Origin of the sequence: Exiguobacterium undae DSM 14481, from assembly GCF_000620805.1 — a bacterium.
GTDB classification, from domain to species: domain Bacteria; phylum Bacillota; class Bacilli; order Exiguobacteriales; family Exiguobacteriaceae; genus Exiguobacterium_A; species Exiguobacterium_A undae.
In genome coordinates this window covers 696690-709407 of the sequence record NZ_KK211187.1, presented here as the reverse complement: position 1 = coordinate 709407, position 12718 = coordinate 696690, and the positions used below count along the sequence as shown (strand labels likewise).

Below are 12718 nucleotides of genomic sequence, written 5' to 3'. Positions count from 1 at the left end.
AAGGAGGGATTCGATGCCTGCGACTGAACAGGCCAAACGACACCGCCGGTCAACGAAATGGCAACTGGTACGCCGCCTGTTGTTATTGACGATTGGGGCGGTCATTTTTGCGATTGGATTAAAAGGGTTTCTTGTCCCGAACAGCATCATCGACGGCGGGATTGTCGGGATCTCGATCATCGGTTCCAAGCTGACGGACTCGACACTTGCCCTCTGGCTGTTTTTCCTCAATATTCCGTTCATCTTTTTTGGTTATAAACAAATCGGAAAAACCTTTGCTTTATCCACACTGTATGCCATCACGGTCATGGCGGTCGCGACCAAATTACTCGAAGACATCGGTCCGATGACACGGGTCGATTTGCTTGCGACGGTGTTTGGGGGACTGATTCTCGGAATCGGTGTCGGCATCGTCATCCGGGCGAGCGGGTCACTCGACGGGACGGAAATCTTAGCCGTCTCGTTCAGCCGATCGACCCCCTTCTCCGTCGGTGAAATCGTCATGTTCTTTAACGTCTTCATTTTAGGGGCCGCCGGTTTCGTCTTTGGTTGGGACCGGGCGATGTATTCCTTGATTACTTACTTTATCGCCTTCAAGACGATTGATGTCGTCATTGACGGACTCGACCAATCGAAAAGTGTCTGGATCATCTCGGAAAATCATGAAGAGATTGGACTTGCCATCATGGACCGGCTCGGTCGGACGATGACGTATTTAAACGGGGAAGGCGCCTTTTCCGGAGATGACAAAAAGATCATCTTTTGTGTCATCAGTCGCTTGGAAGAAACGAAGTTAAAAGAAATCGTCCGTGACTTTGATGAAGGAGCCTTCATCGCCATCGGGAACATCCACGATGTCCACGGCGGACGCTTTAAGAAAAAAGATATCCACTAACCTACCGCTGTCGAAGAAAGGGAGGATTGTCGTGTCGTTGTTGAAGAAACACCGTAAGAAACTGATTGCCGGACTGATTGTCTTAATTGTCTTAGTCCTCGTCGCGATCGTCGGCATCTCGGCCTATGTCGGTTCGTCACTGACGGAGCCGGCAAAAGAACCGTTGACGACCAATCCGAAAAAAGCAGAAGGACTTGCTTATGAAAATGTATCGTTCCGTTCCGTCAAGGACCGGACACGTCTGTCCGGCTGGTGGATTCCGAGCGAAGACGCCAAGCTGACCATCGTGTTTGCCCATGGTTACGGGAAAAATCGGGAGCAAAACGACTTGCCGGTGCTCCCGTTATTCAAGAAATTTAATCAAGCCGGCTACAACGTGTTGACATTCGATTTTCGGGGATCCGGTGAATCCGACGGGAAACGGGTCACGGTCGGTGCCAAGGAACAGGATGATTTGTTGACGGCTGTCAATTATGCGAAGTCACGCGCCTCGGAACCGGTTGTCCTCTATGGTATTTCGATGGGGGCTGCGACCTCACTCGTCACGGCGCCAAAAGCCGAAGTCGCCGGTGTCATCGCCGACAGCCCGTTCAGTGATCTGAAAAACTATCTCGAAACGAATCTGCCGGTCTGGAGCGGATTGCCGAACTTCCCGTTCACGCCGGTGATCTTACAAGTCACACCGCCTTTGACCGGACTCAATCCGGAACGGGTCCAACCGATTGAAGCCATCCGCCGCATCGATTATCCGATTTTGATGATTCACGGGAAAGACGATGACGCGATTCCGGTCACGGAAAGCATGCGGTTGCAAAAAGCAGCGCCCCGGTCGGAACTCTATGTCACGGAAAACGATGGACATGTTCAATCCTATAAACATGATCGTCAAGCGTACGAAGAAAAAGTCCTGTCCTACCTCGAAGATATCCGATAACGACAAAAAGGGAGACCCGGTTCCGCGTGAACGAGGTCTCCTTTTTGATGTATTTAGCGTTTTAAGACGGCACTTCCAACAATCTTCAAGACTTCCGGACGACTGAGTTTTTCTTTTCCACGGGCGAGCGCATCGAGCGTTCCGTGTGCCAAAGCCAGGGGAATCTTACAAAACTCGTAGATCGTCGTCTGTTTCGGGATCGACGCGAGGTAGGCATCCGCTTCTGCCAAATTGTCGCGCGCATAGTCAAACATCGTTTCCGTCGTCCAACCCGGTGGGAAATAACCGACACCCCGTTCGGCGTCTTCCTGTTGGTTCCGTAAGATGTTGACGGCTTGCAAGCCTCGTCCGAAACCGATGGCCTGTTGTTTATCCGTGACGATACCGGCTTTCCAGTACCAGATATCGGACAACATGACGCCGACGAGTCCCGCAACGTAGTACGTGTATTCGTCAAGGTCCGCAGCTGTCTTGACCGTCCAGTCACGCTCCGCCCAGACTGCCATGCCTTCCGCCATCTCAGCCGTCGATTCCAGCACTTTCGACCGGATTCCTTCCGGACAATAAGCGATCCATTCTGAAAGACGAAGCGTCACTTCCGGCAACTGGTCGGCGTACGGTGCAATCAACGCCCGATACGTCTCGTCCGAGAACGTTCCCCGCATCAATAATGCCGTTTCCCGCAATAGCGTAGTCTTGACGTCCGTCGGCAGTTCTTCGTGATCCTCGATCTCGTCGATCGCACGCATACATAAGTAGGCGGCTCCTACCGCCTCCTGCAATTCCTGTGACAGACGGCTGATCGGTATATAAAAGGTCCGGCTCGTCGCTTTTAATACACGATTCGCATCTTTCTTCAGCTGCTTCGTCTCATTCATCCCACTACACTCCCTCTTTAGTCAAAAAGGTTTCTTTTCTCTACATTACTATACACGATTCAAAAGAAATGAGCATTTTTTTCGTTGTGAATGAAAAAAACTTCTTCTACTAGCGAACTAGCAAAAGAAGTGTCGGTCAAGTTTCCGTATCGGTCCGTTGCTTCAACAACTGACTCATCAAACCTGTACTTTGGGAAGCTTCGGCGTTCTCGTCTTGAATCGCCAGATAGATTTCCTTCCGGTGAATATCAATCTGTCGTGGGGCATGGATCCCTAGTTTAACTTGGTCGCCCTCGATTGCGAGAATCGTCAACTCGATGTCGTCACCGATTTGAATCGCCTCACCTGTTTTTCGTTTTAAGACGAGCATCAGCGTCCACCTACTTCGGTCAAACTGCCGATCATCCGTCGGTTCGCATACGTTTCATCGAGGATGATCTGTTTCGCTTGACGGCGTTTCGTCTCCATGACGAACGGTGCCCGCAGGTTCGTCGTCGATTCCTGGAATGGTTCCCGCAACGTGACGGTCGTATAGACCGCGACTTGTGCCGTTTCCTGAATCCCGAGCTGCTCCTTCGCCGACTCCGGCAACTCAAAGACATATTCCGGGTCGATCCAAAACGGATTCGTCACGACAAAGGCACACTCGGTCTGGTCAATCGATTGGAACGACCAGAACGGAATCCCTTCTCCGAACGGTAACAGAATAAAACGTCGTGCATCCGGAAAACCCGGTACTTCCGAAGCGAAGGTGATGATTTCACTTTCGTCTACTTGAACGGTGCCAAAAAAATCCGTGTTGATTTGCATATGATTATCCTTCCCCATCGAATATGCCGCCGACCGGCCACATATCCAGTTGATTTTGTTCCCGTAGATAAATGTCGACCGTACCTTCCGTGACGTTCAACTCCGGTCGGTTGATTTGAACCTCAATTCGTGGTTTCTCCGCCGTATAGTTGATCCGGACTTCTGCCGGTGTGTAATTGATTTTGACACGATCAAGACTACGCGGTATAAAACCGAGTGTCGTTACTTCGGCAGGAGGCGTATCACGTGATTTGGCGACGCGGGCGACCGCATTGCCGCCCTGTTCGATCCGCATCAGTTGATCCCCTTCGGCTGCTGCTTGACCGGTTGCCTGTTGTCCCATTTGCCGTCCAAATGCTGCATACCGTTCGACGGATTCAAGCGCCGGAATCCGTCCCGCTTCAATCATCGCCTGGGTCGAATCAATCTCAAGTCGGGCCGCGACCGTCTCCATCGACAGATTCCCCTTCGGCTGTTCGATCGATAACGTCGCCGGTGCTTGGCGTTGCTCAAGCGTCGCCCGTGTCGTATTGATGCCGATTTTTGCAGACGTTTGACGCATCTCAAGATGTGGCAGATTCATCGCCCGTCACTCCCTTAACGTAAGAAATCAAGCAATGTCGGTTGAATGATCCGCGCCCCTGCACTGAGTGCCGCGCGGTGTAATGTCTCGTACGATTTCAGTTCCATGATGACCTTTTCCGCTTCGATGTCTTCATTGTCCGACATGACTGTCTTGACGATGATTTCTTGATCTTCGAGGCGTGAGGCATTCAGTTCGAGCCGATTGACACGTGCCCCGAGATCAGCCCGTGTTTCAACCGTCTGATTGACCATCAAATCCAAGTCTTTTAACATCGCCGATAACTGGGCTCCGTTATTGGAACTGTCGGTCGCAGCACCGGTTTCCGAAACGCCGCCGAGGGCATCATACAATTTTTTTAACGTCGTGAAGGTCTCCGGACTAAAGATGTCCGTCGGCGATACATTGACCTGCACTTGAATGCCGGACGAGATTTCATACTGGATGATTTCACTGTCTTTTGTTGCCGGATCCCCATCCGTGAAGACGGTATCGACCGCTTGATCCGAACTCGACAAATAGTTGCGTAATCCTTCAATCGACACGAAGGGTTGATCCGTCTTCGTTCCGTTGAAGATGCCTTTTTCATTGTATTTCGTATTGGCGAGCGTCCCGATGTGCTCAATCAATTGCCCGACTTCGCTTTGAATCGCTTTTCGCTGCGTCGCATCATACGTGTCGGTCGCAGCTTGCGTCGTCAATTCCCGGACGCGGCTCATCGCCGACGTCACTTCGTCGAGCGCTGAATCCGTTAAATCCATCCAGCCCGTCGCTTCATTGACGTTTTTCTTGAATTGTTCGACTTCCCGGACTTCCGTCCGGTAACGGATGCCTTGCATCGCGACGACCGGATCTTCAGACGGCCGTTGGATTTTCTTCCCGCTGATCAACTGTTCCTGCATCGAGCTCAGCTTTTGATAACTCGCTGATAAATAACCGATATTTGTTTTTGTCAACATCGTCTGTGTTACGCGCATTTAGTCATCACCGTCCTACGATTCCCATACCGTTGATGATTTTATCAAGCATTTCATCAACCGTCGTGATATTACGCGCTGCCGCGTTGTATGCATGTTGATACTGAATCATCATCGTCATTTCTTCATCAATCGAGACCGCTGAAACGGACATCCGCCGTTGATCGGCACTGTCCATCAAAACGGCGGAACTTTGACCGAGTCGCCCGACCTGATCCGTCGCAACTCCCATGTCGCCGATGACGTTTTGGTAAAACGAGCCGATTGTCGTCGTCGTCGCAGACGCTGCGAATAAGATGCTCGTCGTCTTCATGTTGGCCAGCTTCAGTGCACCGGCACTATCACCGATGTTGCCGTCCGTCGACGTCGCGATGTTATCGAGACTCGCCTTGATTTCCTGACCGACTGCAATCGTTCCTGCCGTCACCGAACCGTTCGTCGAGACGAAAAATTGATTGGTGCCGTTCGTTTTATCTTTTTTAATGTTAGCGGCATGCGCCTCGTTGAAGGCTGTCGCGAACGTCACTGCCATCTCGTCCAGATTGCTCTGCATCTTGACGAACTCGCCGGCCGGTTCACCGTTTTTCATATGTCCGTACATCTCAATCAAACCGATGATCCGTCCGTTCGCGAAGCCGCCGGCGTCATCAAAGCTGATCGTCTGGCTGTTCGTTTTGAATCCTGTGTACAGACCGTCCTCGTTTGTCGTAAACGCCAACGTACCTGCCTGCGGCAAGTCGGAATCGACGGCACGCAACTTATCGCCGTTTGGTAACTTGACGAGGATATCGATCCGTCCTTCGGCACTTTTTGATGCATTTCCCATGTTGCCTTGGATGATGGCATCGGCATCGACCGATTCCTTCTCAAAGTCGACATACTGTGCCAGTTCGTCCATGTAGCGATCCCGCTCATCATACAACGCGTTTGGCAAGACACCTAACGGTTCGACCGTATGGATTTCTGCATTGATGTTGTAGATTTTCGTAAACAAATCATTCACTTTTTTAGTCGAGACGTCGATTTCACTCTTTAAGTCTTCTTTGACCTGGCTGAGTGATTTCGACATGTAGTTAAAGGTTTGCGTCAACGTCTCGGCTTTTTGCCGGACGACACTGCGGGCACCGGAATCTTGTGGATTCGTCGATAACGTTTGCAGTGATTCCCAAAAACCGTCAAACGCTTTGGCAAGTCCTGTATCCGACGGTTCGTTGATGATATCTTCCATCCGTCCGAAGGCAGCTTCTTTCGTGCCGTAATAAGCCGTTTTCGTCGCTTCGTCGCGGTATTGTTTATCGAGCATGACATCGCGGACCCGTTCGAGGATTTCTCCGCGGACACCGGTTCCGATTTGAGCCATCCGTCCCGTTCCGATGGCGGATGTCAATTGTTCTGTTGCTGCCATGACCAACCGTTGGCGTGAAAAGCCAACCGTCCCTGCATTGGCGATGTTGTTTCCTGTCGACTGGAGCGCCCACTGATTCGTTGTCAGTGCACGTCGTCCGGTCTCAAGTCCCATGAACGTCGATCCCATGTATTTCCCTCCTTAGGCGTTTCGATTGAAGTGGGCGCGATCAAGCGCTGATTGACCATATGTAAAATCATCTGCTTCTGGTATCAACAATTCAAGATGCCAGTTGAGGTATTGTAACGATTGCTCGAGCAAATCGGCGTTCAATTCGTTGATGATCTTGAGCTTGCCGATTGCCTGAAGTAACTGGCGCATGGCCTCGACATCTTCCGGATGGGCTTGAAGCCACTCCGTCATCGTCACCGCTCCCATGTGTTCGATCCGTTGCTGTTCCAACTGCTCCATCCGTTTCAGATAAACCAGTTCTTCCTTGACGATTTGCGACAGGCGTGGCATATCGTTTTGAATCAGAACCTGTTTCTTTTCGTGTGCCAGTTCCAACAGATCCATGTGCGTTGCCGTAAGCTGATTGATGAGTTCCATCGCCAGTTCCTCCTCTTCTATAGTATGTGTTCATATAAAAAGCGACCCGCGCATCCGTGCCCCGAGTCGCCTCTACTGTCTGAGTTAACCTTCTTACAAGTTCAAGAAACGTTCCGCGATTTTTTTCGCATCCGGTTTATAGGTTCCATCCTGAATGGCTTGACGAAGGGATTCAATCTTCTCGGTCCGGGATGAGCTTGTCTCACTGAAACGCATCCGCGCTTCGCTTGAGATCGTCACCTCGTCCGGTCGATTCGTACGTGTTGGTTCTGTTCCTTCTACTTTTTGATTTCTTTCGTACGTCTTAGGCATGTTAACCCATTTCGTAGAATCAATTCGCATGTGAACACCTGCTTTCTAGACTACAAGATTCTTAATTCAAGTTCGATACGTTTTCGGTTTCGAAGGGGCAGAAGAATCTAGCATCGCTTGGGCGAGGTCACGTCGCAACTTGTCACGACATTCGGCACAAATCGTGCCATCACGGGAGGGCTTCCCGCAACTCTCACACATGATCTCCATCTGAGAAATCTCAGAGATCAACAATCGCCCTTCTTTAATGTAACGGAAGACTGTTTCTCTCTTCACTCCGATAGCCATCTCAACATCTTTAGGTGAGGTTCGGACTTTTCGCCGTTCTCGCAGGAACTCACGCACCTTCTCAAAATCAGTATGATCTTTCTTGATACAATCCACACACAGATCCGAAGATTGACGAACAAATAACTTCCCGCAAGATTTGCAGTTTAATACATCCATTTCCTTCACCTCATATTGAATATCGGCAGGAATGAAGATTTTTTAAACACTTCGAAATAAAGTTACGGCAGAAATTTCTTTCGCCCCGGCTTCCCGCAGTCGAGAAGCGGCTTGGCGTAAGGTGATTCCCGTCGTATAAACATCATCGACCAGCAAGATTGTTTTTCCGGCAACGGACTCCGTCACGTGAAACGGATTGTCCCGGTCGAGCCGTTGTTGCCTCGACAATTGGCTTAACGCCGGACCGTCTGTCCGCTCGAGCACAAGGCGGATGCGCCCCCGCATCATCCGCCCGATCAGTTCCGCCTGATTAAACCGACGGTCACGCAACCGTTCCGGACTCAGCGGAATCGGAACAATCCAATCCTGTTTGACTTTTACCTTCTTCAGCTCGGTTTGAAACACGTCGAGCAATGCCGTGTCCCCGAGAAACTTGTACCGCCTCATGAACGCTTTCGCCGGCGGATGATACAGAAAGAGCGGATGGGTCACGAGCAGCTCTCCTTGTTGACGCCAATTATGGCAATCGAGACAAAACGGTTGACCCGGCTTGCCGCAATCCGTGCATTCCCCTCTTTTTACAAATTCTATTTTACAGGTCGGACACAGGGTTTGCCTAGTCCATACATTCGACAATGCCCAACTGGGTAAAAAGTCCTGATCGCATAACAAACACTTCATTGAAATCCCTCCCGATTCGCACGCTTGATTTGATGAACCGCTTGGTACATCGCATTCGACCGGTCGTTCGCAAAAAAGAGGATCTCACCTTCCGGAAAATCAGCACTTCGTCCGACACGTCCGCTGATTTGAATCAACGCCGCGACACTGAACGATTGGTCGGCATCAAGGACTGCGACTTGTACGTCCGGCAACGTCACGCCACGCTCAAGAATCGTCGTCGTCAGCAGGATCCCCGTCGTCCGGCGAAACCGTTCGACTTTTTGAACGCGGTCCGGATCGGCCGCATGGACGGTTTCACTCGCCAGTCCCTGTTGCTCCAATACCCCCTGCCATGTTTTAAGCGCTTCGACTCTTGGCACGAATACAAGCCGGGGCTTCGCCGGATGTTGCTGAAGCCAGTGCAGGACATCGTTTGTCGTATAGGGGACGCGGAGTTCCGGGACGGGTAACGGAAAGCCGTGATAACGGCGCATCAGCCGGACGGTCGGCAGGAGCCGGTTCCGAACAGACGGGGTCGCGCTGAGCAAGATCAGGGCCGCGTCCGGAGACATCGCTTGACGGACATACCGGTGCAACGTCCGGTCGGCTTGGTACGGGAAGGCATCGACTTCATCGATGAAGACGACGTCAAAACAGGTCCGGTAATGAACCAACTGATGGGTCGTACTGATTGTAATCTCACCGAGTTTCAAGCGATCCGGTGAGCCCCCGAACAACGACACGATGTCCGCCTGCTGAAAGGCACGTTTGAGATGCCCGGTCAATTCTCGGACGACATCGGCACGCGGTGTCGTGATCAAGACCCGTTTGTTTGAACAGAGGGCCCGTTCGATGCCGGGAAACAGCATCGGTGTTTTCCCCGCCCCGCAGACAGCATGGACGAGCAGGCGTTTTCGCTGCTCAATCGTCTGCGTGATGGCGTCCGCAATCCGTTGCTGATCGACCGTCAAATGCAGTTCGCTATGCCGGTCGGGTCGAACGGGATCAAGCGGTCGCGGATCCGTGACGAGATGGTCACACGTCCTCAGCTTGCCAAACATCAAACAATGCCGGCAATAATAACAGCGTCGGCCACACGTACACGGACCACGTGTCGGTAACTTGCCGCACCGCTGGCAGCGCCATGTCACGGCCGGTCTCGATTCGACCGGATGCTCGAAAGAAACATCCAACTGGTAATCCGGAATCCATCGTTTTCGTAAATCCATCTGCTTCATCCTTCCTGAACGAATGTAAGGATTCAGTTCGGCAAAACAGATGTGCTTCCTGCGCCGGTTGTTAATACGCGGCTAGTCTGCGTTAACGGCACGAAAAAGACGTGCCTACTGTTACAGGCACGCCGTATTCTTCGTATATGTCCTACCGTTGTCGCAGGATTAGTTTTCTTGATACCAGGTGATACCGATCGCACCCGGTCCGAGATGGGTCCCGATGACCGGTCCGAACAAGCTCATCTCAATCCGTGCTTCCGGGAATCGTTCCTGTAAGACAGCGATTTCCGTTTCTGCTTTAGCCGAGTCTTCTGCGTGAATGACACCGATGACATAACCGGCACCGTTTCCACGGATCGTCTCTTCCATCATTTCTTCAATCCGTTTGACGGCCCGTTTAAACGTCCGGATTTTCTCAAACGGCACAATCTTTCCATCGACGAAGTGAAGGACCGGTTTGATCTTCAGGAACGAACCGACGACTGCTTGCGTCATGCTGAGACGTCCGCCGCGTTGCAGATGTTCCAAATCGTCTACAACAAAATAGGCACGGATGACTTCTTTTAATTCTTCGAGACGGGTGACGATTTCAGCGGCTGTTGCACCCGCATCGCGCATCCGGACCGCTTCCTTGACCAAAAAGGCTTGCGGCATACAGGAAATCCGGGAATCAATCGGATGTACCTGGACGTGTTCGACCATCATGTTGATCGTATGTAGTGCCTGGTACGTTCCACTGATTCCGCTTGAGAGTGTGATGCCGATGATGTCCGTCCCTGCAGGAAGGCGTTCAAAGGCATCGACGAGATCGCCGATGTTCGGCTGTGACGTCGTCGGCAGGCTTCCCGTCTGAATCCGTTCATAAAAGTCCGGTACGGAAATATCAATTCCTTCACGATACGCCTCTTCGTCGAAGATGACACTAAGCGGTGCGACATGGACATTGTTTTCTTCACAATAGGTAGTTGGCAGATAGGCAGTACTATCCGTTAAAATCACAATCTGGCTCATTCGTGAATTTCCTCGCTTTTAAGAGTTCCGTCGTGACATAAGGTATTCTGACAGGTCACAATCGCTTTTTATCATACCATATGTTGGTGTCTAAAAAAAAGAAAGACGGAGCCCGAATCGGCTTCCGTCCTGTTCTTATACGACGACGACCCAGCCCCGTCGAATGGCTTCGACGACGGCACCTGTCCGGTCGGGTACGTTCATCTTCCGTAAAATGGATGAGACATGGTTCTTGACGGTTTTTTCGCTGATGAACAACGTATCGCTGATCGCCCGGTTCGAAAAACCGTCCGCGAGCAACTGTAAGACTTCACACTCCCGGCGTGTCAGCACGTGAAGCGGTGCTTCCGCGACCCGTTTTTCGATCGGCTGCGAAGACATCGTTTGTTTCATCTTCATCAAACGGCGGTATTCCTGCAGCAAGTTCGGTGTGACTTTCGGGTGGACGTAACCGCCTTCCCGGTAGACGGAACGAATGGCATTGACGAGCTCATCCGTCGCCATCTCTTTTAAGAGGTAACCGACTGCACCGGCACCCAGCGCGTGCATGACATATGTCTCGTCATCGTGAATCGATAAGATGATGACCCGGACTTCCGGATGCACTTCCATTAAGCGTTTCGTTGCCTCGACACCGTTGACTTTCGGCATATTTATATCCATTAAGACGATATCAGGTTGGTGGGCTTCGACGAGTGGAATGACATCCGCTCCGCTTTCACCCTCCGCGACGACGATGAATTCTTCTTCGAAATCGAGAATCCGTTTGACGCCTTCACGGAATAGCTGATGATCGTCGATGATGACTACTTTTACTTGCTCGTTATTCACAGTGTTTCCCCTCTCGCTCCGGATTCCTCAACTGGAATCCTTACCTTGATGACTGTCCCTTTACCTGGCTGCGTCTCAATCTCAAACTCTCCATCAATCAATTCGATCCGTTCCCGCATTCCGATCAGTCCAAATGACTCATCACACGATTCGACGATCGAATTAAAATCAAATCCAATCCCATTGTCTTTGACATGGATTCGGACGGAATGTTGATACTGTTCTATGATAATACGAATGTCCCCTGCTTTGGAATGCTTAACTGCATTTTGGACCGCTTCCTGAACAATCCGGAAGACGGCGACTTCATACGTCGACTCGATCCGTTCCCCTCCACCCAGGTAGTTGAAGTGAATGGGAATATTCGAAATTTCCTGCATATGACGCAGATACCGCTCGAGTGTCGGGACGAACCCGAGATCATCCAGCGTCATCGGTCGTAGATCATAAATGATGCGGCGTATGTCGGCCAGACCGTCACGGATCAAGGTCCGCAGGCGGTGAATCTCTTCAAAAGCGGCTTCCGCACCGTTATGTTGGTGAATTTTTTCAATCAAGTCGGCCCGGATCAGGACATGAGCAAGCGTTTGTGCAGGACCGTCATGCATATCACGGGACAGACGCCGGCGTTCGTTTTCTGCCGATTGGAAGACTTTTAATCCCATCTCCTGTTTTTGCATCGCCTTCTCATACTTCTCATTCATCACCTGCATGTCGTCCGTCAAAAAGTTCAAGACAACCGAAACCCGGCTGATCAACATGTCGGCCCGCTCGATTGTTTCATCCAGCTGGATCAGGCGGCGTTCGAGCTCGTCCCGCCGTTTGCGGCAGTTCATCTCGTCCCGTTGGTTGATGAATGACTCGAGCTGAAGCGAATTCGCCGTCTCATAAGCAGAACGAATATCTTGTTCCGAGTAGTTGTCGAAGTTTTTGCTCACGATGACGAGTCGCGCTTTCGAGTCCTTAATGTGTCGTTCTAGCCGCTCGGCTTCTTTAATGTAGTCGTGGACACGTGTCTTCAATTCCCGTAACTCCTGCTGAATTTCAGCATACTGTTCCCGCGAACTTTCCGTGATGCGGACGATTTCTTCCCGACTTTCTTCTACGACACCAATGATGTTTTGTACGATATCATTCAAGGACAGTCGCTCCCCCATCTCATTCGTCATACTACTCCCTCCGTTCCTTGCC

General features: G+C 51.2%; 15 protein-coding genes. 2 read left to right on the top strand and 13 right to left on the bottom strand.

Annotation, left to right across the window (positions count from 1 at the left end; all coding sequences use genetic code 11):
• The first annotated feature begins 13 nt into the window (after positions 1 to 13).
• Both P397_RS0104245 and P397_RS0104240 read left to right on the top strand, forming a co-directional pair.
• Positions 14 to 895, top strand: a complete 882-nt coding sequence (locus P397_RS0104245) for a YitT family protein (RefSeq protein ID WP_028105746.1) — start codon at positions 14 to 16, stop codon at positions 893 to 895.
• Positions 896 to 926: 31 nt separating this feature from the next.
• Positions 927 to 1829, top strand: a complete 903-nt coding sequence (locus P397_RS0104240) for an alpha/beta hydrolase (protein WP_028105745.1) — start codon at positions 927 to 929, stop codon at positions 1827 to 1829.
• A gap of 53 nt (positions 1830 to 1882) precedes the next feature.
• Here P397_RS0104240 and P397_RS0104235 read toward each other — a convergent pair whose 3' ends face one another.
• The 13 genes from P397_RS0104235 to P397_RS0104170 all read right to left on the bottom strand — a co-directional run bounded on the left by P397_RS0104235 (position 1883) and on the right by P397_RS0104170 (position 12696).
• A complete protein-coding gene (locus tag P397_RS0104235) occupies positions 1883 to 2707 on the bottom strand; it encodes a squalene/phytoene synthase family protein (protein WP_026832120.1) in 825 nt (274 codons plus the stop codon).
• A 136-nt stretch (positions 2708 to 2843) separates the two neighbouring features.
• Positions 2844 to 3077 carry a carbon storage regulator CsrA gene (csrA, locus tag P397_RS0104230; RefSeq protein ID WP_026832119.1) on the bottom strand — a complete coding sequence of 78 codons (234 nt, stop codon included), beginning with the start codon at positions 3075 to 3077 and terminating at the stop codon, positions 2844 to 2846.
• Positions 3077 to 3517, bottom strand: a complete 441-nt coding sequence (gene fliW, locus P397_RS0104225) for a flagellar assembly protein FliW (RefSeq protein WP_026832118.1) — start codon at positions 3515 to 3517, stop codon at positions 3077 to 3079. The genes csrA and fliW overlap by 1 nt, the downstream gene beginning before the upstream one ends.
• Positions 3518 to 3521: 4 nt before the next feature.
• On the bottom strand, positions 3522 to 4100 hold the full coding sequence (locus P397_RS0104220) for a DUF6470 family protein (RefSeq protein WP_028105744.1): 579 nt from the start codon (positions 4098 to 4100) through the stop codon (positions 3522 to 3524).
• Positions 4101 to 4114: 14 nt separating this feature from the next.
• The gene (gene flgL / locus P397_RS0104215; RefSeq protein ID WP_028105743.1) at positions 4115 to 5077 is read right to left on the bottom strand and encodes a flagellar hook-associated protein FlgL; all 963 of its coding nucleotides are present in this window, start codon (positions 5075 to 5077) and stop codon (positions 4115 to 4117) included.
• Between the two features lie 7 nt (positions 5078 to 5084).
• Entirely contained in the window at positions 5085 to 6611 is a 1527-nt protein-coding gene (flgK, locus tag P397_RS0104210) for a flagellar hook-associated protein FlgK (RefSeq protein WP_028105742.1), read from the bottom strand.
• Between the two features lie 12 nt (positions 6612 to 6623).
• Positions 6624 to 7031, bottom strand: coding sequence for a flagellar protein FlgN (locus P397_RS0104205; protein ID WP_028105741.1), 408 nt, complete (start codon positions 7029 to 7031; stop codon positions 6624 to 6626).
• Positions 7032 to 7124: 93 nt separating this feature from the next.
• Positions 7125 to 7373, bottom strand: coding sequence for a flagellar biosynthesis anti-sigma factor FlgM (gene flgM, locus P397_RS0104200; protein ID WP_028105740.1), 249 nt, complete (start codon positions 7371 to 7373; stop codon positions 7125 to 7127).
• A 459-nt stretch (positions 7374 to 7832) separates the two neighbouring features.
• Positions 7833 to 8282, bottom strand: coding sequence for a ComF family protein (locus P397_RS0104190; protein WP_235183945.1), 450 nt, complete (start codon positions 8280 to 8282; stop codon positions 7833 to 7835).
• Between the two features lie 185 nt (positions 8283 to 8467).
• Entirely contained in the window at positions 8468 to 9682 is a 1215-nt protein-coding gene (locus P397_RS0104185) for a helicase-related protein (RefSeq protein ID WP_051523877.1), read from the bottom strand.
• Positions 9683 to 9850: 168 nt separating this feature from the next.
• A complete protein-coding gene (locus P397_RS0104180; RefSeq protein ID WP_028105736.1) occupies positions 9851 to 10696 on the bottom strand; it encodes a DegV family protein in 846 nt (281 codons plus the stop codon).
• 135 nt (positions 10697 to 10831) lie between these two features.
• The gene (locus P397_RS0104175) at positions 10832 to 11527 is read right to left on the bottom strand and encodes a response regulator (RefSeq protein WP_026832108.1); all 696 of its coding nucleotides are present in this window, start codon (positions 11525 to 11527) and stop codon (positions 10832 to 10834) included.
• Positions 11524 to 12696 (bottom strand): sensor histidine kinase, encoded by a 1173-nt coding sequence (locus P397_RS0104170; RefSeq protein WP_028105735.1) that lies wholly within the window; start codon positions 12694 to 12696, stop codon positions 11524 to 11526. Before P397_RS0104170 ends, P397_RS0104175 begins: the two co-directional genes overlap by 4 nt.
• Positions 12697 to 12718 lie beyond the last annotated feature (22 nt).

Coding starts and splice junctions, on each gene's coding strand:
- flgL (WP_028105743.1), bottom strand. CDS start 5,077: ATGCGCGTAACACAGACGATGTTGACAAAAACAAATATCGGTTATTTA.
- flgK (WP_028105742.1), bottom strand. CDS start 6,611: ATGGGATCGACGTTCATGGGACTTGAGACCGGACGACGTGCACTGACA.
- fliW (WP_026832118.1), bottom strand. CDS start 3,517: ATGCAAATCAACACGGATTTTTTTGGCACCGTTCAAGTAGACGAAAGT.
- P397_RS0104205 (WP_028105741.1), bottom strand. CDS start 7,031: ATGGAACTCATCAATCAGCTTACGGCAACGCACATGGATCTGTTGGAA.
- P397_RS0104235 (WP_026832120.1), bottom strand. CDS start 2,707: ATGAATGAGACGAAGCAGCTGAAGAAAGATGCGAATCGTGTATTAAAA.
- csrA (WP_026832119.1), bottom strand. CDS start 3,077: ATGCTCGTCTTAAAACGAAAAACAGGTGAGGCGATTCAAATCGGTGAC.
- P397_RS0104185 (WP_051523877.1), bottom strand. CDS start 9,682: ATGGATTTACGAAAACGATGGATTCCGGATTACCAGTTGGATGTTTCT.
- P397_RS0104170 (WP_028105735.1), bottom strand. CDS start 12,696: ATGACGAATGAGATGGGGGAGCGACTGTCCTTGAATGATATCGTACAA.
- P397_RS0104220 (WP_028105744.1), bottom strand. CDS start 4,100: ATGAATCTGCCACATCTTGAGATGCGTCAAACGTCTGCAAAAATCGGC.
- flgM (WP_028105740.1), bottom strand. CDS start 7,373: ATGCGAATTGATTCTACGAAATGGGTTAACATGCCTAAGACGTACGAA.
- P397_RS0104180 (WP_028105736.1), bottom strand. CDS start 10,696: ATGAGCCAGATTGTGATTTTAACGGATAGTACTGCCTATCTGCCAACT.
- P397_RS0104245 (WP_028105746.1), top strand. CDS start 14: ATGCCTGCGACTGAACAGGCCAAACGACACCGCCGGTCAACGAAATGG.